Genomic DNA, 20,778 nt, shown 5'->3' with positions numbered 1-20,778 from the left:
TGATTCACCCCGAGGCGTACTCTGAGTCGAATCCACGGTATGGAATTCCATGCGAGAGGGAGCAGTCAGTGGGAGATCATCCGCAAGAGCCTCAGCGCGGCCTCGCCCCGTCCGAGGGTGTCGAGGATGTTCAGCCGGGCCTCTTTCCCGATGACTCGGTGCCGGACGACTTGGTGGGCTACCGGGTGCCGAGCGCGTGTCAGATCGCGGGCATCACCTACCGCCAGCTCGATTACTGGGCGCGCACCTCACTGGTCGTGCCGTCGATCCGCGGGGCCGCGGGATCCGGCAGTCAGCGCCTGTACTCGTTCAAGGACATCCTCGTCCTCAAGATCGTGAAGCGATTGCTGGACACCGGCATCTCGCTGCAGAACATCCGGGTCGCCGTCGACCACCTGCGTCAGCGCGGCGTGGGCGACCTGGCCAAGATCACGCTGTTCTCCGACGGCACCACCGTCTACGAGTGCACCTCCGCCGAAGAGGTCGTCGACCTCCTGCAGGGCGGTCAGGGTGTGTTCGGGATCGCGGTCAGTGGCGCGATGCGCGAACTGACCGGCACGATCGCGGACTTCCCGGCCGAGCGGGCCGACGGTGGCGAGAGCGAACTGAGCCCGGAGGACGAGCTCGCGTCGCGTCGCAAGAACCGGGCCAGCCGCGCCGGATAGCCCGATTTGGCGCGCACGCAGTCGACGTGGCGCGCGGCACACCACGCGGCCGGGTCCGTGGGCACAGAAGTGGTCGAACGTAGCCTAGAATTCGGGGTACGTCGCCGCCGCATGGGAGAGTTCCGGAGCACAATCCGGACGCCGAAGGAGCAATACCTCCCCGTCAATCTCTCAGGCACCGAGGACCGTGCGGGCTACGACGTCTCTGGAAAGCGGTGGGAGCACCCACCCGCCCACGGGGAAAGGGGCCTAGACGAAGGCGGCCCTCAATCTCTCAGGCGCTCGCGGCGACGAGCAGGCGACAGAGGGGGAGGAACGTTCCGCTCGGCCCGGCAGGGTCGAGCCGAATGCGCCTACGATCCTTCAGCCGCGGGAGTTGCCTTGTTAGACGCCAGTACTCGTTCATTTGTCGATCGCCACATCGGCCCCGATTCCGCCGAGCTCGAGCGGATTCTGAGCGTTGTCGGTGTCGGTAGCCTCGACGAGATGGCCGGGAAGGCCGTTCCCGCCAGCATCCTCGACGCCGTGACCGACGGGATCAGCGACGGCCTGAGCGCTCTTCCCGCCGCGCTCACTGAGCACGAGGCGCTGGCCGAGCTCTCCGCGCTTGCCGCCAGGAACACCGTCGCGACCTCGATGATCGGTCTCGGCTACTACGACACCCTCACCCCGCCCGTGCTCGTGCGGAACCTGCTCGAGAACCCCGCCTGGTACACCGCGTACACGCCGTACCAGCCGGAGATCAGCCAGGGCAGGCTCGAGGCCCTGCTCAACTTCCAGACGATGGTCTCCGACCTCACCGGCATGGAGGTCGCGAACTCGTCGATGCTCGACGAGGGCACCGCGGCCGCCGAGGCGATGACGCTGCTGCGCCGGGCCAACAAGAGCCGTTCGCCGCGCTTCGTCATCGATACCGATCTGTTCCCCCAGACCAGGGCCGTGATCGAGACCCGCGCCACCCCGCTCGGCATCGAGCTGGTGGAGGCCGATCTCAGCGAGGGACTGCCCGAGGGTGAGTTCTTCGGCGTGCTCGCCCAGCTGCCCGGCGCCTCCGGTCGCGTCGTCGACTACACGGACCTCATCGCGGCCGCCCACGAGCGTGGCGGACTGGTCGCGGTCGGCGCCGACCTCCTGGCGCTGACCCTGCTCACCCCTCCCGGTGAGCTCGGGGCGGACGCCTGTTTCGGCACCACGCAGCGGTTCGGTGTCCCGATGGGCTTCGGCGGACCGCACGCCGGGTACCTGGCTGTGCACACCAAACACGCCCGTCAGCTGCCGGGCCGCCTCGTCGGCGTGTCCGTCGACGCCGACGGCGATCCCGCGTACCGGCTCGCGCTGCAGACGCGTGAGCAGCACATCCGCCGGGAGAAGGCCACCTCGAACATCTGCACCGCCCAGGTGCTGTTGGCCATCGTCGCCGCCATGTACGCCAGCTACCACGGTGCCGACGGACTCAAGGCGATCGCCGAGCGCGTGAACGGGCGCGCTGTCGCCCTCGCGACCGGCCTGCGGTCGAAGGGCGTCGAGATCGTGCACGAGTCGTTCTTCGACACCGTGCTCGCCCGCGTGCAGGGACGGGCGGCGGAGATCGTCGAGACGGCGAAGGGCTGGAACGTCAACCTGCGCCTCGTCGACGCCGACCACGTCGGCATCGCCTGCGACGAGGCGACCACGGAGGCCCATCTCGCTTCCGTCTTCGCCGCCTTCGGCGTTCGGGCCGACACCCCGGCGGACGCGTCGACGTCCTCGCTGCCCGCCGAGATGGTGCGCACCTCGGACTACCTGACCCACCCCGCGTTCACCAAGCACCGCACCGAGACCGCGATGCTGCGCTACCTGCGGATGCTCTCGGACAAGGACATCGCCCTCGACCGGAGCATGATCCCGCTCGGATCCTGCACGATGAAGCTCAACGCCACCGCGGAGATGGAGCCCATCACCTGGCCGGCGTTCTCGGGCCTGCACCCGTTCGCGCCGACGGCGGACGCGCCCGGCATGCTGCAGATCATCCACGACCTGGAGGGCTGGCTGGCGGCGATCACCGGCTACGACGCGGTGAGCCTGCAGCCGAACGCAGGCAGCCAGGGCGAGTACGCCGGCCTGCTGGCCATCCGGAACTACCACCTCAGCCGCGGCGACGATCATCGCGACACCTGCCTGATCCCGTCCAGCGCGCACGGCACCAACGCGGCCTCCGCCGTGATGGTCGGCATGCGGGTCGAGGTGGTCGCCTGCCGCCCCAACGGCGACGTCGACCTGGCGGACCTGAAGGCGAAGATCGCGGACCACGCCGAGCGGCTCGCGGCCATCATGATCACCTACCCGTCCACGCACGGCGTGTACGAGCACGAGGTCGCGGACATCTGCGCGGCCGTGCACGACGCCGGGGGACAGGTGTACGTCGACGGCGCGAACCTCAACGCGCTCGTCGGCCTGGCCCGGCCCGGGCGCTTCGGCGGCGACGTGAGCCACCTGAACCTGCACAAGACCTTCTGCATCCCGCACGGCGGCGGCGGTCCGGGTGTCGGTCCGATCGGTGTGCGTTCACACCTGACCCCGTTCCTGCCCGGGCACCCGATGGCGCCGGAACTGGGCGGATCGGGCCCGGTGTCGGCCGCACCGTACGGCAGCGCCTCCATCCTGCCGATCACCTGGGCGTACATCCGGATGATGGGCGCGACCGGACTGCGGCGCGCCTCGCTCACCGCCATCGCGTCGGCGAACTACATCGCACGCCGCCTGGACGAGTACTTCCCGGTGCTCTACACCGGTGAGAACGGCATGGTCGCGCACGAGTGCATCCTCGACCTGCGTCCGCTCACCAAGGAAACCGGTGTCACGGTCGACGATGTCGCCAAGCGCCTGGCGGATTACGGCTTCCACGCGCCGACGATGAGCTTCCCGGTGTCGGGCACGCTCATGGTCGAGCCAACCGAGAGCGAGAACCTGGACGAGATCGACCAGTTCTGCGACGCGATGATCGCCATCCGCGGCGAGATCGACCGGGTCGGCGCCGGCGAGTGGCCGGTGGAGGACAACCCGCTGCGCGGGGCGCCGCACACCGCGGGCTGCCTGGCGGCGGACTGGGACCACCCCTACTCGCGCGAGCTCGCGGTGTTCCCGCTCGGCAAGGCCAGGGCCAAGGTGTGGCCCTCGGTGCGTCGGATCGACGGTGCGGCGGGTGACCGGAACCTGGTGTGCTCGTGCCCGCCGATCGAGGCCTTCAGCGGCTGATCGCACTCCGGGCGGTCGCGCGCACTCATGAGGAGACCGAACGGTCCTTGTGGGCCGCGACCCGCCCGGAGGACGATGGGGTGGGTATGGGCGGCTGGTCGGCCGCCCTTGTCGAGCCGAAGGTTCAGACACATGTTCACCACCATCGCAAGAGCCGCCGCCGCAACCGCCGTCGTGATGTCAGTCGCCGCCCTCGCCGCCCCGGCGGCCTCCGCCGAGGATCGCATCATCGGGGGAGGGTCGTTGCAGTTCTGCTTCGTCGTCCCGCTGCCCGGCTCCGCCGAGATCAACTGGTGCCTCTGACGTTGGCGTGACGCCGTGGTCGGCCTCGTCCGGCGTCAGCCGAGCGCCTGGCCGATCGCGGCACCCAACTCGGGACCCTGCGAGGACCCGACGGCGGTCATCGAACCCCCGGTCTGCTCCGCGAGGGCCCGCAGGGTGTCGGCATCGGAGTTCTCGCCGATCGTGATGACGTCGATGCGGACCGGCTTGCCGCCCACTGTGGTCTCCCGGATCGACGCCAGCAGCTGCCGGGCCGTGATCGACGTGTCGTCGTTCGGGCCGTCGGTGATCAGCAGCACCGAGTTCGGGCGGTCCGCGCCGTATCCCCGCACCGCATCCGCGTAGGCGGCCAGGGTCGCCGCGTAGGTGGACGTCGCCGTCGCCGGGGTCAGGGAGTCGAGCGCCGTGTCGATCGCCTGCCTCCGCGTTCCGGTGCCGACGGTGTCGGTCAGCGAGCCCGTCGGGACGGCGATCTTGTATGCCTTGGCGCCGTCGAGGTTCTTCGAGTAGATCCACAGCCCGAGATCGGTGGAGTCGGGTGTCCGGTTCAGTTGCTCGGTCAGTGCCGCGGTCGTGTTCGTCAGCCGCGTCCCGTCGCCCTCGACGTTGCTCATCGAACCCGAGACGTCCAGCAGGACGGTCGATCTGCGGGGCACCACCGGATTGGCGAGCGTTCGGCTCAGCGTGTCGACCACGGGCCCGGTAGCAGGCTGCAGTGGCGTGTCGATCGGTGCGAAGGGCACCGCCCTCACCGCCGAGGGGGACTCGCCGTCGACCCGGAAACCGGCGTCGCGTAGCACCGTCGCCTGTTCGGGACGGCGGAGGTAGTCCACGAACTCCGCGGCCGCCCGGCTGCGTGCCTCGTCCACCCAGCCGGCGGAGATGATCGCGCCGGGGTGATCGGCCATCGGGGTGGCCCCGGCAGGAAGGAACGCGGTGAGCGCGTTCACGCCTGGCTCGGCGGCGTAGAGCTGCTGCTCGGTGACCGCCACCGCGTGCGGGGCGCCCGCCCGTCGATCCTGCTGTGCACCGAGCGCCGAGAGTGCATCCGCCGTCGCGGCGGGCTTGTCGGGAGCCGACGGGAACGCGGCCGCGGAGCCGACCGCGAGCGAGGAGAGTGCCGAGACGACCGGTGCGGATGCGGCCTGCGCCTCGGTGACCGGCCCGGCGCCCGCACCCGACACCGCCGCGGCGACGGCCTCGGCTGCCTGGGTGGAGGGGTCCGAGCCGGGACCGGTCGGCAGGGCCAGCTTCAGCGAGCCCCATCCGGGGAGTCCGATCCCCGGCAGCCCGTTCGGGTCGGACTGCAGGCGCGCGAGGTCCTGCCAGCCGACATTCGATGCGATGAGAGCCTGGGCCAGCGGGACCGGGGCCGCCAGCAGCACCGGCGAGGTGGCGAGCGACTTCGGCTGGCCGTCGATCAGTCCGGTCTGCCCGCTGAGTCGGGCGACGGACTGGGTGCTCTGCGGAATCCACAGCGCCGGTGCCGGTCCGGGCCCGGACCAGTCCTTCCCGGCGCTCGCCGCCAGCGCGTCGACCACGGTCTGCGAGGTGGCGGGGGTGACGGTGACGGTGATGCAGTGGTCGCGCACGACCGGGGCGGTCTGGGCATAGCGGTCTGCCAGGGTCTGGATCTGCGGGGCGATGTCGGGATCCGCGGTCACGTCGAGGACGGCGGGACCCTCGACGCAACTCTGCGCCGCCTGGGTGCCCTGGTCCGAGATCCGGTCCCTGAGCTGGAACCAGCCGACCACGGCGAGCACGACGGCGATGACTGCTCCCACCGCGATCGCCGGGCCCCTGCTGACACCCCTCGTGCCCTCTGCGCCGCGATGCTGCCCCACGTGTGCCCGCCTTGTCGTCGATCGGTGACGGCACGCAGGTCCGTCTCATCGGTACCCCAGCAGTCTACGGACGACCGCGCCGTGGAAGCGGCGAAGCCGCCACCGGACCGGATCGGTCTGGTGGCGGCTTCGCGGTGCTGTCGCTGCCTGTCAGGCGTTGGCGGCCTTGTACTCCCGCCGGCGGCGATGCAGGATCGGCTCGGTGTAACCGCTCGGCTGCGACGCGCCCTCGAGGATCAGCTCCTTGGCGGCCTGCCAGGCGATGTTGGTGTCGAAGTCCGGCGCCATCGGGACGTAGGTGGCGTCACCCTCGTTCTGGCGGTCGACGACCGGGGCCATCCGCTCGAGGCTGGCCACGATGTCCGCCTCGGTGACGATGCCGTGGCGCAGCCAGTTCGCCAGCAGCTGGCTCGAGATGCGCAGGGTGGCACGGTCTTCCATGAGCGCGACGTCGTGGATGTCCGGCACCTTGGAGCATCCGACGCCCGCGTCGATCCAGCGGACCACGTAGCCCAGGATGGACTGGCAGTTGTTGTCCAGCTCCTCCTTCTTCTCCGCGTCCGACCAGTCGGTGCTCGGGGCGAGCGGAATGGTCAGGATGTCGTCGACACTCGCGCGCGGCTTGCCCTTGAGCTCGTCCTGGACGGCGAACACGTCGACGCGGTGGTAGTGCGTCGCGTGCAGGGTTGCGCCAGTGGGCGAGGGGACCCACGCGGTGTTGGCGCCGGAGCGGGGGTGACCGATCTTCTGCTCGAGCATGTCCGCCATCAGGTCGGTCATGGCCCACATGCCCTTACCGATCTGCGCCTTGCCCTGCAGGCCAGCGGCCAGTCCGGTGTCGACGTTCCAGTCCTCGTAGGCGCCGATCCACTTCTGCTTCTTCATCTCGGCCTTGCGCACCATCGCGCCGGCCTCCATGGAGGTGTGGATCTCGTCGCCGGTGCGGTCGAGGAAGCCGGTGTTGATGAAGACCACGCGCTCGCTGGCCTCCTTGATGCAGGCGGACAGGTTGACCGTGGTGCGACGCTCCTCGTCCATGATGCCGACCTTGAGCGTGTTCGCGGGCAGGCCGAGGACCTGCTCGACGCGACCGAACAGCTCGGTGGTGAACGCGACCTCTTCGGGGCCGTGCTGCTTCGGCTTCACGATGTAGACCGAGCCGGTGCGGCTGTTGTCGTGCGGTCCGTTGGCCTCGCTGATGGTCAGGCCGTGCACCGCGCAGAGGCTGGTGATCAGCGCGTCGAGGATGCCCTCGGGGACCTCGTTGCCGTCGGCGTCGAGGATCGCGGGGTTGGTCATCAGGTGCCCGACGTTGCGCACGAACAGCAGCGAACGACCGTGCAGGGTGAGTTCGCCGCCGTCGGCCGCGGTGTAGGTGCGGTCGTCGTTGAGCCTGCGGGTGAAGGACTTGCCGCCCTTGCTGATCTCCTCGGCGAGGTCGCCGCGGTTGAGTCCCAGCCAGTTGCGGTAGCCGACGACCTTGTCGTCGGCGTCGACAGCCGCGACCGAGTCCTCGAAGTCCATGATCGTGGTGAGCGCGGACTCGAGGACGACATCCTTGACCCCGGCCGCATCGGTCTGGCCGATGGGGGAGCTCGCGTCGATCTGGATCTCCGCGTGCAGTCCGTTGTTGCGCAGCAGGACCGAGGTGGGCGCGTCCTTCTCGCCGAGGTAGCCGACGTACTTCTCCGGCTGCGCGAGCGTGGTGACGGTGCCGTCGGTCAGCTCAACCTTCAGCTCGGCGCCGTCGACCCAGTAGCGCTTGGAGTCGGCGTGGCTGCCCGCCGCGAGCGGCGCCGCGGTGTCGAGGAACTCACGGGCCCAGGCGATCACCTTGTCGCCGCGGACCTTGTTGTAGCTCTTACCCTTTTCGGCGCCGTCCGCCTCGGAGATGGCGTCGGTGCCGTAGAGCGCGTCGTACAGCGAGCCCCAGCGAGCGTTCGAGGCGTTGAGTGCGAACCGGGCGTTGAGCACCGGCACCACGAGCTGCGGGCCTGCGGTCGTCGCGATCTCCGCGTCGACGTTCTGGGTCTCGATGCTGAACGGGGCAGGCGTCGGCAGCAGGTAGCCGATCTCCTGCAGGAATGCCTTGTACTCGGCGGCGTCGAAGGCCGGGCCGGAGTGATCGCGGTGCCAGGCATCGATCTGCGCCTGCAGGTCGTCGCGCTTGGCCAGCAGTGCCTTGTTCTTCGGGGCGAGGTCCTCGATGACCTTGACGGCACCCGCCCAGAACGCGTCTGCGTCTACGCCGGTACCCGGGAGAGCTTCGGTGCCCACGAAATCGTGGAGAACCTTGGCGACCTGAAGACCACCGACCTGCACGCGCTCAGTCATGAAATGCCTCACTTCTCTGGGAATGCCTCATGTAGACGGACTAGATGTTACTCGGCGGTAATCGTCTAGCTGTTTGTCCTGGTGGGCTAACAGTCCAACCGTACTGATTCGGCCGGTATTCCAGGGGGACACGGCGGTGGCCGGCTAAGCGGGCGGCGCGGCGGGCCCGATGAAGATCCCCTCGGCCTCCACGGTGACGCCGAGGGCGTCCGAGAGGGTCCCGACCACGATGGTCTTGCGGCCCTCGTTGCGATCGATCCGGGCCTCGGCGCGCAGCGGCCCGAGCGGGGTGCCGCGCCGATAGCGCAGCGTGAGGGTGCCGGTGAACCGCGGCTCGATCGAACTGGCGGTGGTGCCGAGCAGGTGATCCATCACCAGTGCGCAGATCCCGCCGTGCACGAGCCCCGGCGGGCCCTCGTAGGCGGCGCCGAGGCTGACCTCGGTCCAGTGCAGGCCTGCGTCGTCGGACTCGATGACCAGCGGGGGAGCGATCGCGTTCCGCAGGCCGATCCCCGCGTTGCCCCAGGCGATCGACTCGCCGTCGGCGGTGAACCGCATCCCGAACCCGCCGTCGATCTGGGTGGCGCGCAGCTTCGCGGTGGCGTCGACGATCGTGGCCTGGACCTCGCGGATCACCGCCTCGTCGACCTCGGTGCGAATGGTGGCGTCGACGAGGTCGCGGACCGCCGCGGTGAGCGGGCCGTAGAGCGCCCGGCGCCGGGCGAGTTCCTGGGTGTCGATGTCTTCTCGGGTGAACTTCACCGTGTGATCGTGCAGCACGCGTTCGAAGGACGCGAGCGATTCGGTGCCGCCCATGGCACTCTCGCGTTGCGTCACACCGGGACTCGAGCTGTGAAACCATGGATTCGTGATCGAGACCATGCAGAACCTGCCGGCGGGCACCCTGGGTTTCCGGGCGACCGGGACGGTGACCGCGCAGGACTACAGGGACGTACTCGACCCGGCCATCGACGCCAAGATCGCCGAGCACGAGAAGGTCAACATCGTCTATGTGCTCGGCGACGACCTGAGCCGCTACACCGCCGGTGCGCTGTGGCAGGACGCCGAACTCGAGACCCGCCCACGGCACAGTTGGGGTCGCATCGCGCTGGTCACTGATCACGAGTGGATCGGCACGGCCATTCACCTGGTCAGGTTCCTGATTCCCTGCGAGGTCCGCGCCTTCGCGCTTGCCGACGAGCAGGCCGCGATCGAGTGGGCCTCACAGGGCGGCTGATCGGGAGGGCAAGGACCTCGGCCGGGCGGCGGCGGGCTGGTGGCACGTCGCGCATATTCGCACTCACGATGTGGATCGGCCGGCGATGAGGTCGCGCACGGCGTGAAAGGCGGGCTTGGGCGTGTAGTCGTCGCGCAGGAGTCCGAAACGGCTGGTCCATTCCGCGCCGCTGTGCCCATCTCGCAGCCCGAAGAACTCGTATGCCGTGACACCCACGCCGGAATCGAGAGCGGCGTCGGCCACGGTCTCCAGGACGAAGCGCTGCGTTGCCTCGTCCCGATCGGCGCCCGTCGGCCACCCCGTTTCGGTGACGTGAATCGGGGTGCTCTCGGGGACCCCGGATTCTGCTGTGACGGAACGGAAACGCTCCAGTAGATACGTGACCGAAGCGGCGAGCCGATCGTGCGGGATGGGGTGGAATACATCGGGAAAAGCATCCAAGCCGATGTAGTCGAGTGCCTCGAGGTGTTCTACGCCGACGGTGTCGGCCAGCCGCCGCCAAAAGGCCGGATCGGCCATGCCGGCCGAGTTCACCCCGATCTCGACGTCGACGCCGAGTCGCTCACGTTCCTCGAATGCGGCAGCGATGCCGGCCGCAACGGCATCGAAGCATCCCGGGCTGCCCCCGTCCTGCGGTGCCGGCATGTTCAGCTCCTCACCGACCTGCACCTTGCCGCCGCCCCATTCGGCGACGTCTCGAACAGCGTCGCGGACGAACTCGGCGAAGCCACTCGCGTCCGGCGCCGGGCTCTGATAGCAGGCGACCAGGTCGATCAGACGCCCGTCTCCCGCGTACAACCCGGGGCGGTCGGGAGTTCGGGAGGTCGCCGTTCCCCGCTGTGCACCGACCCCGAAGTGTCGATAGCAGCGCACATAGAAGGCGGGCGCGTCACCTTGCAGACTCCGAAGGGCCGCCAGGGTCGCTGTGGGGTCTTCCGGTGGGCAGTCGAGTGGTCGAAAGTCGACAAGGTCGGCCGCGACCACGCCAGGCCAGATCCCGAAAATCACGTCACCTCCATTAGCCGTATACGGCTAAATGTATACGACTAGCCGTATACGGTCATTGGATAGGCTCCGATGGTGCCCAAGAACGCGCTCGACAATCCACTCGTGTTGCCGATGCTCGGCCTCCTGGTCGAGCAACCGCGCCACGCATACGCGCTGTTCCGCGAACTCACGCGGCGCTATGAGTACCTCCGAGTGCGCAATGCGACCGTCTACACCCTCCTGGACCGTCTGACCGCAGAAGGCTGGGTCACCGCGGCGAGCGGAAACGACTGCGCCGCCATTGCGGTGACCGAATCGGGTGTAGCTGAACTCGCCAAGCGGGTGCAGCAGCAACTTCGCGAAGCCGACCTGACCGGCGGTCCCACCTTCGTCACCGCACTCGCGTACCTCGGGATCCTGCGGCCCGCGGAAGCCGTCACGGTTCTCGAGAGGCGGGTCGAACTCATCAGAGGCGAGGTCCGCGAACTCGAACGGGCAGCCCACGACCCGGCCGAACCCGAGGTCCACATGATCGAGGTGCAGTACTTGCTGTCGCGTCTCCGGCACGACATCGACTGGCTTGAAGGCACTGCTCGGCGAATCGCGGCAGGGGAACTCAGCTGGATTCGCTGAACGAGGTCCGGTTCAGCAACGACCGGCAGCGACTCAGCAACTCAGCCCGCAGCGGTGCGGCCCGCTCCGCCAGCGCCGACTGCGCCCGCACGTAGTCCGCCCGGCCCGCCGCGGTCTCGATCGGCACCGGCTCGTAGCCGAGGGCGCTCAGGTCGTACGGGCTCGCCCGCATGTCGAGCTCCCGCGCGGCCATCGCCAGCTCGAAACACCGCAGCAGCAGGCCGGAGTCGACCAGCGGCGCCAGTTTGTAGCACCACTTGTAGAGATCCATGCCCGCATGCAGGCAGCCCGGCTGTTCCCGCGCCGCCTGGTCCTCGCGCTGCAAGGGGGTGTCGTTGCGGCCCACCGCGTCCGGGGTGAAGAACCGGAACGCGTCGTAGTGCGTGCAGCGCAGGTTCATCGACTCCACCACCGCGTCGGTGCCGTCCGGCCCGAGCCGCAGCGGGGTGCCCGAATGCCGGACCGCTTCCGCGCCGCCGCGATACACCATCGCCCACTCGTGCAGGCCGAAGCAGCCGAGCTGCGCGGGCCGCGCGGCGGTGCCCGCGAGCAGGCGCTCGGTGAACTCGAGCATCGTGCGGCGCTGGGTCAGCACGCGTGGATCGGCCTCGGCGTCGTCGCCGCGCCGGTGGTACCCGGAGTAGTCCCAGTACTCGCGCGCCGCGGGTCCGGTCAGCCGCACCCCGAGGCCGGGGTGCCAGCGTCGCAGCTGAGCTGGCCGCAGGCTGTAGTAGGTGAACAGGAAGTCGATCACCGGATGCTTCTCCCCGCGCGTCTGCCGGGACAGGTGCGCCCCGATCAGGGCATCCACCCGATCCCGGTGCGCGTCGCGGCGGGCGGTCCACTCGTCCTGCGTCAGAACGAGTGGACCGCTCGAGAGGTCCGGCTGTGTCACGGTGTCCGTTGCCCCGGCACCGCGTCGTCGATCCGGTGGGTGCCGTCGCGCACGGTACCGATGAACTCCTCCACCAGGTCCTCCAGCGCGACGATGCCGATCGTCTGCCCGGTCTCGTCGACCACCGACCCCAGGTGGCTGCTCGCGCGCCGCAGCGTGCCGAGCGCCTCGTCGAGCGGGGTCTGCACCTGCACCTGCGGCAGCGGTCGCACGTCCGAGCGGGGGATCACCGTGTCCGGACCCGCGTGGACGTCGCCGACCTCGTCGAGGACGTCCTTGAGATGCAGGTACCCGGCCAGCGTTCCGTCGGCCAGCCGCGCGGGATAGCGCGAGTAGCCGGTCTCGATCACCGCTTCCTCGACGGCGCCGAGCGTGGTCCCGTTCGCGGTCAAGGGCACGCTGCGCACCTTGTCGAGCGGGATCAGCACATCCGCGACGGTCCGGTCGGCTGTGTGCAGCGCCAAGGTCAGCCGGCGGTGCTCCTCCTCGTCGATCAGCCCTTCGGACCGGGACTCACCGATCATCTCGGCGAGCTCCAGCGCCGACACCGTCGTGTCCAGCTCGTTCTTCGGCTGCACCCGCATCAACCGCAGCGAAGCGTTCGCGCAGAAGTTGTAGAACGAGATGAGCGGGCGGACGAGCCGGATGAACGCCAGGTGCATGGGGACCAGCAGCATCGCGCTGCGCTCCGGCCCGGCGATGGCGATGTTCTTCGGCACCATCTCGCCGAGCAGGATGTGCAGCACCACCACCAGCGAGAGCGCCAGCGTGAACCCGATCGGGTGCAGGAACCCGGCAGGAACGCCGAGGGCGTCCAACGGCGCCTCGATCAGGTGCGCGATCGCGGGCTCGCCGACCCGGCCGAGCAGGATCGAACAGATCGTGATGCCCAGCTGTGCGCCGGCCAGCATCAGCGAGAGGTTCTCGCCGGCCCGGATCACCGTGCGCGCCCGCTTCTTGCCCTGCGACTCCAGCGCCTCGAGCCGGTCGCGTCGCGCCGAGATCAGCGCGAACTCGGCGGCCACGAAGAACGCGTTACCCGCGAGCAGGAGAACGGTCAGGGCGACCGCGAACAGGTCACTCATCGTCGTCCTCCTTCGTCTCCGCCGAGTGATCGGCCAGTGTCTCCGCCGAGTGATCGGCCAGTGTCTCCGCCGAGTGGTCGGCCAGGTCGGCGACCGGGGTCAGCACCACCCGGTCGATCCGGCGGCCGTCCATCGCGGCGACCCGGGCAATCCAGCCGCCCGCGGAGCGGCCGTCGTCGTCCGGATGAGGCAGGACGACCTGGTCACCGACCTCGGGGATCCGGCCCAGGTGGGCCAGGACGAGGCCGCCGAGGGTGTCGTACTCGCCCTCGGGCGCCGAGTAACCGGTGGTCTGGCTGACCTCGTCGATGCGGAGCAGGCCCGAGCAGATCCAGCTGTCGCCGCTGCGCTGCACCTCGATCTCCGGCTCGTCGTGCTCGTCGCGGACGTCGCCGACGATCTCCTCGATCAGGTCCTCCATTGTGACCATGCCCGCGGTGCCGCCGTACTCGTCGACCACGAGCGCGACCTGCATGCCGTCGGCGCGGACGCGTTCCATCAGCTCGTCGCCGTCGAGGCTCGACGGCACCACCGGGACCTTCTGCGCGAGGGTGATCAGCGGCGTGGTGGCGCGTCCCGTGGCGGGCACCGTGAACGCGTGCTTGATGTGCACGACGCCGACCGTGTCGTCCAGGTCGCCGTCGACGATCGGGAACCGCGAGAAGCCCGTCCGGGACGCGGCCTCGATCAGGTCGGCGACGGTGTCCCGGAGTTCGAGGGTCTCGACCTTCACCCGCGGGGTCATCAGCTCCTCCGCGGTGAGCTCGCCGAATCGCAGCGAGCGATCGACGAGCAGCGCGGTCCCGGCGTCGAGCGCGCCGCGGCGCGCGCTGGTGCGCACCAGCGAGCCCAGTTCCTGGGGAGAGCGTGCCGAGCGAAGTTCCTCGGCGGGTTCGATGCCGAGCCGTCGGACCACCCAGTTGGCGGATCCGTTGAGCCCGTTGATAGCCCATTTGAACACCGCCGAGAAGCCGGCCTGCAGGCCCGCGGTGGCGCGCGCGGTCTGCAGCGGACGCGCGATGGCCAGGTTCTTCGGCACCAGCTCGCCGTAGATCATCGACAGCGAGGTGGCCAGCACCAGGGCGAGGGTCAGCGAGATGCCGCTGGCCACGGATTCGCTGATGTTGACGGCTGTCAACAGCGGGTCGATGAGCTTGGCCAGCACCGGCTCCGCGAGATAGCCGGTGATCAGCGTGGTGATCGTGATGCCGAGCTGGGCGCCGGAGAGCTGGAACGAGAGCGTGCGGTGTGCGTGCTGCACCTGGCGCGAACGCCGGTCGCCGTCGCGCGCGTGGGAGTCGACGGTGCTGCGCTCGAGCGCGGTGAGCGAGAATTCCGCGGCCACGAACAACGCGGTGCCTGCGGTCAGGGCCGCGAACCCGATGAGGCTCAAGACGGTGAGTGCGATCTCCATCAGCTATCGCCGCCGAGCGTGGGTCCGAACAGTGGGGGATGTGCGCCGGGTTTGTCGCCCGGCTCGGTAGAGGAGCCCTCCGTAGAGGTGCTCTCGTCGCCGGACTCGGTCGAGTCGACGACGGTCAGAGTGGGTGCCTCAGGCACCTTGTTCCTTCCTGTTGTGCGCAGGCTTTCGCTGCGCGTGTGCGAGTGCAGACCACGATTCTACCGGGCACGGCGGACCGTGCCCGGTAGTAGTGGTGGTGCGTCGGTGTGTCGGCTCGCTACCAGCCGGCAGGCAGCGGGCGCCCCTCGGCGAACCCGGCCGCGGACTGGACCCCGAGCAGCGCCTTCTCGTGCAGCTCCTCGACCGTGCGGGCGCCTGCGTACGTGCAGGTGCTGCGCACGCCGGAGCAGATGTGGTCGATGAGGTCCTCGACGCCGGGGCGGTCCGGGTCCAGGCGCATGCGGGAACTCGAGATGCCCTCCTCGAACAGGCCCTTGCGGGCACGATCGAAGGCGCTGTCGGTGGCCGTCCTTGCCGCGACAGCGCGCTTGGACGCCATGCCGAAGCTCACCTTGTATGCGTTGCCCGCCTGGTCCATCCGCAGATCACCTGGCGACTCGTAGGTGCCCGCGAACCACGAACCGATCATCACGTTCGAGGCGCCCGCCGCGAGGGCCAGTGCCACATCGCGGGGGTGCCGGACGCCGCCGTCCGCCCACACGTGGGCGCCGAGTTCCCGTGCGGCCGCAGCACACTCGGCCACCGCGGAGAACTGCGGCCTGCCGACGCCGGTCATCATCCGGGTGGTGCACATCGCGCCGGGTCCGACGCCGACCTTGACGATGTTCGCGCCAGCGGCGATGAGGTCCCTTGTGCCTGCCGCGGAAACGACGTTGCCCGCGGCCAGCGGCACGCCGAGGTCGAGCTCCGCGACGGCGCCGAGGGCGTCGAGCATCTTCTGCTGGTGCCCGTGTGCGGTGTCCATCACGAGGACATCCGCGCCCGCCGTGACCAGTTCCTTCGCCTTCGCGGCCACGTCGCCGTTGATGCCGACGGCCGCGGCGACGCGCAGCCTGCCGTCCGAGTCGAGTGCCGGTTCGTAGATGCCCGCCCGGATCGCGCCGGTGCGGGTGAGCACGCCCGCCAGGGATCCGTCCTCGTTGACGATGACCGCCATCGGGTCGTGCTTGGTCTCGAGCAGCTCGAAGACCTCGCGCGGGGAGGCCGTCACGGGCGCGGTGACGAAGTCGGTGATGGCGACGGAGCGGAGCCTGGCGAACCGGTCGACGTCCGCGCACGCGGCTTCGGTGACGACGCCGATCGGCCGGTCGTTCTCGACGACGACCAGGGCGCCGTGCGCACGCTTGGGCAGCAGGGCTATCGCGTCGGAGACGGAGTCCTCGGGGCCGAGGGTGACCGGGGTGTCGGCCACCAGGTGGCGGCTCTTGACGAACGCGACGGTCTCGGCGACGGCGGAGGCCGGGATGTCCTGGGGGATGACGACGATCCCGCCGCGGCGCGCGACGGTCTCGGCCATCCGGCGGCCGGCGACCGCGGTCATGTTGGCGACGACGATCGGGATGGTGGTGCCGGATCCGTCGAGCGTGGACAGGTCCACATCGAAGCGCGAGGTCACATCGGTGCGATTGGGCACCAAGAAGACGTCGTCGTAGGTCAGGTCATAGGGCGGCTGCTGGCCGTCGAGGAAGCGCACGTCTTACGAGAGTACCGGCTGCGACGTCTGGGCGTGGGTGGTCACATCGGCCTGGGACCGGGACAGTCCGATCGTGGTCACGACCATGACGAGCACCGCGACGGCGATCAGGGCGATGCCGGGACCCTCCACCCGAAGCCGCTCACCGAGCACCGCGAACCCGAGGAAGGCGGCCACCAGCGGCTCGGCGATGGTGATGGCAGGCAGCGACGCCGAGAGCGAGCCGGCGTGGAATGCGCGCTGCTGGAGGTAGAACCCGGAGAGACCGGCGGCGATCAGGGCCCAGGTGGTCCAGCTGCCGAGCACGGCCGCCGGGCCCAGGTGCAGCAGGTCGATGACGGACTTGGTCAGCGCGACCGCGACGCCGTACAGTGCGCCGCTGGCGAACCCGAGCAGCAGGGCCCGGGGACCGGGGCCGATCCGGGTCATCGCGGCCGCGATCGCCGCGGCGACCAGCCCGAGCATCCCCGCGAGTGGTATCAGCCAGTCGGCGATCGCCGCCGAGTTGTGGCCCTCGGTCGGATTCCCGACGATCAGGAACACGACGAGCGCCGCCGCAAGCGCCAAGGCCATCGACCAGGTGCGGCCGGTCATCCGCGCGCCGCTGAACCGGGCAGAGAGGGGGAGCGCGAACAGCAGCGAGGCCACGATCAGTGGCTGCACCACGAGCACCGACCCGACGCCGAGCGCGATCGCCTGGAACACGTACCCGCCACCGTCGCCGAGCATGCCTGCCCACCATCGCTTGCTGCGCACCAGCTCGGCGAGCAGGGCGTCGCCCTCGGCGACCCCCGCCGCCGCGCTCTGCTGTGCGACCGAGCCGCAGGCGAACAACAGCGCGCCGATCAGCGCGAACGCGACTGCCAGCAGCGGGGTTCCGGACATGGCTCAGCGCCCTCCTCGGTTGCGGTGGCCGTGCGCACCGGCGCCGCCTCCGCGTCGCCCGCCGGTGCGAACCGTGGTCGCGCCCGGGCGCCTGCCGCGGGCACCTGGTCCGGTGGCCCGCTCCTTCGGTGCCGTCGGCGCCGGTGCGGACGGTGTGGGCACCGGGACGCCGGTCGGCTCGCGGGCACCGGTCAGGGCGGCGAGTTCGGCGGCGCCGGGGCGCACCTCGACGCCGATGACGTCCACGCCTGCCTTCGCGGTGAGCGCGGCGACCTCGGCGCGTTGGTCGTCGGTCACCAGGGTCACCACCGTCCCGGATTCGCCTGCGCGAGCGGTCCGTCCGGCGCGGTGCAGGTAGTCCTTCGCCTCGGCGGGCGGGTCCACGTGGACGACGAGATCGATCCCGTCCACGTGGATACCGCGGGCCGCGACATCGGTGGCGACCAGGACCGGGGTGTCGCCGTCGGCGAACGCGGCGAGGGTGCGGGTGCGGTTGCTCTGGGTCTTGTCGCCGTGCAGTGCCCCCGCGACGACGCCTGCCGCCCGTAGTTCCTCGGCCACCCGGTCCACGCCGTGCTTGGTCCGAACGAAGAGCAGGGTCTTGCCGCTCCGGGAGGCGATCTGGGCGAGCACCACCCACTTGTCGGCCTTGCGGACGTGGAGCAGGTGGTGCGCCATCGTGGCCACCGAGGCGGCCACCGGCGCGGTGGCGTGCGTGACGGGATCGTGCAGGTAGTCCCGGACGAGGTCGTCCACCCCGCCGTCGAGGGTGGCCGAGAAGAGCAGTCGCTGACCGTCTTTCGCCGTCTGGTCGAGCAGGGTGGTGACCTGCGACAGGAACCCGAGCTCAGCCATGTGGTCGGCCTCGTCGATCGTGGTCACGCGGACGTCGGCGAGGGAGGCCGCGCCCTGGGCGATCAGGTCGGCCATCCGGCCGGGCGTCGCCACCAGCAGGTCCACCCCGCGCGCGAGCCGCTGCGCCTGCGCCTTGATGGGGAGCCCGCCGACCACGCAGGCCAGGCGCAGTCCGAGCGAGAGCGCGGACTCGTCGAGGGCCTTCTCGATCTGCGCGGCCAGTTCCCTGGTCGGCGCGAGCACGAGCCCGCGGGGGCGCCCGGGTGCGCTGGGGGCTCCCTTGAGCCGGACCAGCATCGGCAGTCCGAAGGCGAGGGTCTTGCCGGAACCGGTCGGCCCGCGCCCGAGCACGTCCCGCCCGGCCAGGATGTCGGGGATCGCGGCGGCCTGGATCGGGAACGGGGCGGTGATCTTCTCCCGGTTCAGCGACTGCACCAGCAGCGGCGGGAGGCCGAGGCCCGCGAACGTGTCGGCGGGTCCTGTGGTGGCTGGGTCGGACATGTCGCGGTTGCCTCCGAGTGTTGGGCCGCGGGGCGCCCCCGATCTCACGGAACGTCGTCGGCGCGTGCTGTGAGGTTACCGCTCCGGCGGGTGTGTTTGGTCATTCGTCCTGCAAGACGGCTCCGTGGCCGTGTGGTGTCGGTGGCATGGCGCATGATCAAAATCGAACATACATTCGATTTCGGGAGGGTGATCATGTGTGAGATCTGCGAGGGGATGACGCCTGAGCAGGCGCACCGGAAGATGCTGCGAACCATCGACAGATACGGCTGGGCGATGCAGTATGTCGAGTCCTCCGTCGACGAGCGGGGCGTCCATCCCGCCTTCTGTTACACGGTCGGGTTGACCGAGATCGGCTGTCCCGAGGTGATCGTCACCGGCCGGGCCGCCGACGAATCGGTGGCGGTCCTGGGCGACCTCGCCCATCGGTTGTGGCACGGCGATCGGCTCGGGCCGGGGGAGCGGCTCGAGGTCGGCGGGCTCGAGGTGTGCCTGATCCGGGCGCGCGAGTACGAATCCTGGCTGTTGCGCGCGGTCGCGTTGTACGGGCCGGCAGACGTGTCGGCGGTCCAGGCGGTGTGGGCCGACTGTCAGGGGCTGATGCCGTGGGAGGCCGAGATCAGTTCGACCATCGTGCAGCCGCTGCTGGGGCCGCCGCCCGGCGGCCAGATGGTCGCCTGACGAGTCGAGCCCGGCCTCCGGTCGGCGGACACCCTTCGGTGTGCGCCTCGGGAGGCCGGGCTCGTGGGACGTCGGCGGTTGCTACGCCTCGACCTCGCTGCGGTCGCCGCTCCAGAGCGTGTGGAACTTGCCCGGACGGTCGGTGCGCTCGTAGGTGTGCGCGCCGAAGAAGTCGCGCTGCCCCTGCGTGAGCGCTGCGGGCAGGCGCTCGGCACGCAGGCCGTCGTAGTACGACAGGGAGGAGGCGAAACCGGGGACCGGGATGCCGAGCAGGGTCGCCGTCGCGACGACGCGGCGCCAGCTGTCGATGCCCGCCTCGATGGATTCCCGGAAGTACGGGGCGAGGATCAGGCTCGGCAGCGCCGGGTTCTCCTCGTACGCATCCTTGATGCGGTTGAGGAACTGCGCGCGGATGATGCAGCCGCCGCGCCAGATGGTGGCCAGGTCGGCGGGCTTGAGGTCCCAGTTGTACTCGGCGCTGCCCGCGGCGATCTGGTCGAAGCCCTGGGCGTACGCGATGATCTTCGACGCGTAGAGGGCGGCGCGGATGTCCTCGGTGAATTGCGCTGCATCGCTCGGCTTCTCGCCGAGCGCGCCGGAGGCGAGGCCGGCCGCCTGGGCGGCCGCGCGCTGGGTGCGCGAGCCGGAGAGGGCGCGCGCGAAGACCGCCTCGGCGATGCCGGTGACCGGGACCCCGAGGTCGAGCGCCGACTTGACCGTCCAGCGGCCGGTGCCCTTCTGTTCGGCGGCGTCGACGATCACGTCCACGAGCGCCTGACCTGTCTTGGAGTCCTTCTGGCGCAGTACCTCTGCGGTGATCTCGATCAGGTAGGACTCGAGGGTGCCTGCGTTCCACTCGGTGAACACGTCCGCGATCTGGCCGGCGTCGAGGCCGAGCGCGTCCCGGAAGAGGTGGTAGGCCTCGCCGATCAGCTGCATGTCGGCGTACTCGATGCCGTTGTGCACCATCTTCACGAAGTGGCCTGCGCCGTCGGGGCCGATGTGGGTGCAGCACGGGGTGCCGTCGACCTGAGCTGCCACCGACTCGAGCAGCGGTCCGAGGGACTCATACGACTCCTTGGGGCCGCCCGGCATGATCGACGGGCCGTTCAGCGCGCCCTCCTCGCCGCCGGAGATGCCTGCGCCGACGAAGTGCAGTCCGCGGTCGCGGAGGGAGGCCTCGCGACGGATCGTGTCCGTGTACAACGCATTGCCACCGTCGATGATGATGTCGCCCGGCTCCATCGCGGAGGCGAGCTCCTCGATCACCGAATCCGTGGCGTCTCCCGCCTTCACCATGATCAGGACGCGGCGCGGCTTCTGCAGTGTCGCAACGAACTCTTCGACGGTCTCGGTGCGGACGAAGTCTCCGTCACCGCCGTGCTCGGCGATGAGGGCGTCGGTCTTCGCGACGCTGCGGTTGTGCAGTGCCACGGTGTGTCCGTGCCGGGCGAAGTTACGGGCGATATTGGAGCCCATCACGGCAAGTCCGGTGACGCCGATCTGCGCGCGGGCGGTCGTGCTGCTGTTCTCGGTCATGCCGT

Annotated in this window: 17 protein-coding genes and 1 riboswitch; of the genes, 6 read left to right on the top strand and 11 right to left on the bottom strand. The window is 69.8% G+C overall.

Annotation, left to right across the window (positions count from 1 at the left end; all coding sequences use genetic code 11):
• Nucleotides 1-68 precede the first annotated feature (68 nt).
• The 3 genes from C8K38_RS21205 to C8K38_RS27285 all read left to right on the top strand — a co-directional run bounded on the left by C8K38_RS21205 (nucleotide 69) and on the right by C8K38_RS27285 (nucleotide 4,202).
• A complete protein-coding gene (locus C8K38_RS21205; RefSeq protein ID WP_077041768.1) occupies nucleotides 69-665 on the top strand; it encodes a MerR family transcriptional regulator in 597 nt (198 codons plus the stop codon).
• 102 nt (nucleotides 666-767) lie between these two features.
• A riboswitch (glycine riboswitch) is annotated at nucleotides 768-863 on the top strand.
• Nucleotides 864-1,046: 183 nt separating this feature from the next.
• Nucleotides 1,047-3,899, top strand: coding sequence for an aminomethyl-transferring glycine dehydrogenase (gcvP, locus tag C8K38_RS21200; protein WP_097213377.1), 2,853 nt, complete (start codon nucleotides 1,047-1,049; stop codon nucleotides 3,897-3,899).
• Nucleotides 3,900-4,031: 132 nt separating this feature from the next.
• The gene (locus C8K38_RS27285; protein WP_169310496.1) at nucleotides 4,032-4,202 is read left to right on the top strand and encodes a hypothetical protein; all 171 of its coding nucleotides are present in this window, start codon (nucleotides 4,032-4,034) and stop codon (nucleotides 4,200-4,202) included.
• Between the two features lie 35 nt (nucleotides 4,203-4,237).
• Here the strand turns inward: C8K38_RS27285 and C8K38_RS21195 are convergent, their stop codons facing one another.
• The 3 genes from C8K38_RS21195 to C8K38_RS21185 all read right to left on the bottom strand — a co-directional run bounded on the left by C8K38_RS21195 (nucleotide 4,238) and on the right by C8K38_RS21185 (nucleotide 9,175).
• Nucleotides 4,238-6,025 carry a substrate-binding domain-containing protein gene (locus C8K38_RS21195; RefSeq protein ID WP_097213376.1) on the bottom strand — a complete coding sequence of 596 codons (1,788 nt, stop codon included), beginning with the start codon at nucleotides 6,023-6,025 and terminating at the stop codon, nucleotides 4,238-4,240.
• A 150-nt stretch (nucleotides 6,026-6,175) separates the two neighbouring features.
• A complete protein-coding gene (locus C8K38_RS21190) occupies nucleotides 6,176-8,359 on the bottom strand; it encodes a malate synthase G (RefSeq protein ID WP_097213375.1) in 2,184 nt (727 codons plus the stop codon).
• Nucleotides 8,360-8,503: 144 nt separating this feature from the next.
• Entirely contained in the window at nucleotides 8,504-9,175 is a 672-nt protein-coding gene (locus tag C8K38_RS21185; RefSeq protein WP_245221413.1) for a PaaI family thioesterase, read from the bottom strand.
• A gap of 52 nt (nucleotides 9,176-9,227) precedes the next feature.
• Here C8K38_RS21185 and C8K38_RS21180 point away from each other — a divergent pair, with 52 nt between their 5' ends.
• Nucleotides 9,228-9,596, top strand: coding sequence for an STAS/SEC14 domain-containing protein (locus C8K38_RS21180; protein ID WP_257017688.1), 369 nt, complete (start codon nucleotides 9,228-9,230; stop codon nucleotides 9,594-9,596).
• A gap of 63 nt (nucleotides 9,597-9,659) precedes the next feature.
• Here C8K38_RS21180 and C8K38_RS21175 read toward each other — a convergent pair whose 3' ends face one another.
• Entirely contained in the window at nucleotides 9,660-10,394 is a 735-nt protein-coding gene (locus tag C8K38_RS21175; protein WP_218840990.1) for a hypothetical protein, read from the bottom strand.
• A gap of 321 nt (nucleotides 10,395-10,715) precedes the next feature.
• Between C8K38_RS21175 and C8K38_RS21170 the strand changes: the two genes are divergently transcribed.
• Entirely contained in the window at nucleotides 10,716-11,216 is a 501-nt protein-coding gene (locus tag C8K38_RS21170) for a PadR family transcriptional regulator (protein WP_245221412.1), read from the top strand.
• Here the strand turns inward: C8K38_RS21170 and C8K38_RS21165 are convergent.
• The 6 genes from C8K38_RS21165 to C8K38_RS21140 form a co-directional block, all read right to left on the bottom strand.
• Nucleotides 11,200-12,111 carry a 3-methyladenine DNA glycosylase gene (locus tag C8K38_RS21165; protein ID WP_097213372.1) on the bottom strand — a complete coding sequence of 304 codons (912 nt, stop codon included), beginning with the start codon at nucleotides 12,109-12,111 and terminating at the stop codon, nucleotides 11,200-11,202. The genes C8K38_RS21170 and C8K38_RS21165 overlap by 17 nt on opposite strands.
• Nucleotides 12,108-13,196: a hemolysin family protein gene (locus C8K38_RS21160; protein WP_097213371.1), complete on the bottom strand. Its 1,089-nt coding sequence runs from the start codon at nucleotides 13,194-13,196 to the stop codon at nucleotides 12,108-12,110. The genes C8K38_RS21165 and C8K38_RS21160 overlap by 4 nt, the downstream gene beginning before the upstream one ends.
• On the bottom strand, nucleotides 13,189-14,610 hold the full coding sequence (locus tag C8K38_RS21155; protein WP_097213370.1) for a hemolysin family protein: 1,422 nt from the start codon (nucleotides 14,608-14,610) through the stop codon (nucleotides 13,189-13,191). Before C8K38_RS21155 ends, C8K38_RS21160 begins: the two co-directional genes overlap by 8 nt.
• A 265-nt stretch (nucleotides 14,611-14,875) precedes the next feature.
• Nucleotides 14,876-16,312, bottom strand: coding sequence for a GuaB1 family IMP dehydrogenase-related protein (locus tag C8K38_RS21150; protein WP_097213369.1), 1,437 nt, complete (start codon nucleotides 16,310-16,312; stop codon nucleotides 14,876-14,878).
• A 3-nt stretch (nucleotides 16,313-16,315) separates the two neighbouring features.
• Nucleotides 16,316-17,197 carry a DMT family transporter gene (locus tag C8K38_RS21145; protein WP_097213368.1) on the bottom strand — a complete coding sequence of 294 codons (882 nt, stop codon included), beginning with the start codon at nucleotides 17,195-17,197 and terminating at the stop codon, nucleotides 16,316-16,318.
• A gap of 3 nt (nucleotides 17,198-17,200) precedes the next feature.
• Nucleotides 17,201-18,553, bottom strand: a complete 1,353-nt coding sequence (locus tag C8K38_RS21140; protein WP_097213367.1) for a DEAD/DEAH box helicase — start codon at nucleotides 18,551-18,553, stop codon at nucleotides 17,201-17,203.
• 195 nt (nucleotides 18,554-18,748) lie between these two features.
• Here C8K38_RS21140 and C8K38_RS21135 point away from each other — a divergent pair, with 195 nt between their 5' ends.
• On the top strand, nucleotides 18,749-19,234 hold the full coding sequence (locus tag C8K38_RS21135; RefSeq protein ID WP_179800664.1) for a DUF4262 domain-containing protein: 486 nt from the start codon (nucleotides 18,749-18,751) through the stop codon (nucleotides 19,232-19,234).
• A gap of 81 nt (nucleotides 19,235-19,315) precedes the next feature.
• Here C8K38_RS21135 and gndA read toward each other — a convergent pair whose 3' ends face one another.
• Complete coding sequence (gndA, locus tag C8K38_RS21130) at nucleotides 19,316-20,773, bottom strand: NADP-dependent phosphogluconate dehydrogenase (protein WP_097213365.1); 1,458 nt, start codon at nucleotides 20,771-20,773, stop codon at nucleotides 19,316-19,318.
• Nucleotides 20,774-20,778: the final 5 nt, after the last annotated feature.

This window comes from Rhodococcus sp. OK611 (genome assembly GCF_003050885.1).
Lineage (GTDB): Bacteria > Actinomycetota > Actinomycetes > Mycobacteriales > Mycobacteriaceae > Rhodococcus_G > Rhodococcus_G oryzae.
This window is presented reverse-complemented; position numbering and strand designations above follow the sequence as displayed.

Bases quoted from the DNA above. Each gene is read 5' to 3' on its own strand.
- C8K38_RS21135 (WP_179800664.1), top strand. From the start codon at position 18,749: ATGTGTGAGATCTGCGAGGGGATGACGCCTGAGCAGGCGCACCGGAAG.
- C8K38_RS21145 (WP_097213368.1), bottom strand. From the start codon at position 17,197: ATGTCCGGAACCCCGCTGCTGGCAGTCGCGTTCGCGCTGATCGGCGCG.
- C8K38_RS21170 (WP_245221412.1), top strand. From the start codon at position 10,716: ATGCTCGGCCTCCTGGTCGAGCAACCGCGCCACGCATACGCGCTGTTC.
- C8K38_RS21160 (WP_097213371.1), bottom strand. From the start codon at position 13,196: ATGAGTGACCTGTTCGCGGTCGCCCTGACCGTTCTCCTGCTCGCGGGT.
- C8K38_RS21155 (WP_097213370.1), bottom strand. From the start codon at position 14,610: ATGGAGATCGCACTCACCGTCTTGAGCCTCATCGGGTTCGCGGCCCTG.
- C8K38_RS21190 (WP_097213375.1), bottom strand. From the start codon at position 8,359: ATGACTGAGCGCGTGCAGGTCGGTGGTCTTCAGGTCGCCAAGGTTCTC.
- C8K38_RS27285 (WP_169310496.1), top strand. From the start codon at position 4,032: ATGTTCACCACCATCGCAAGAGCCGCCGCCGCAACCGCCGTCGTGATG.
- gndA (WP_097213365.1), bottom strand. From the start codon at position 20,773: ATGACCGAGAACAGCAGCACGACCGCCCGCGCGCAGATCGGCGTCACC.
- C8K38_RS21140 (WP_097213367.1), bottom strand. From the start codon at position 18,553: ATGTCCGACCCAGCCACCACAGGACCCGCCGACACGTTCGCGGGCCTC.
- C8K38_RS21185 (WP_245221413.1), bottom strand. From the start codon at position 9,175: ATGGGCGGCACCGAATCGCTCGCGTCCTTCGAACGCGTGCTGCACGAT.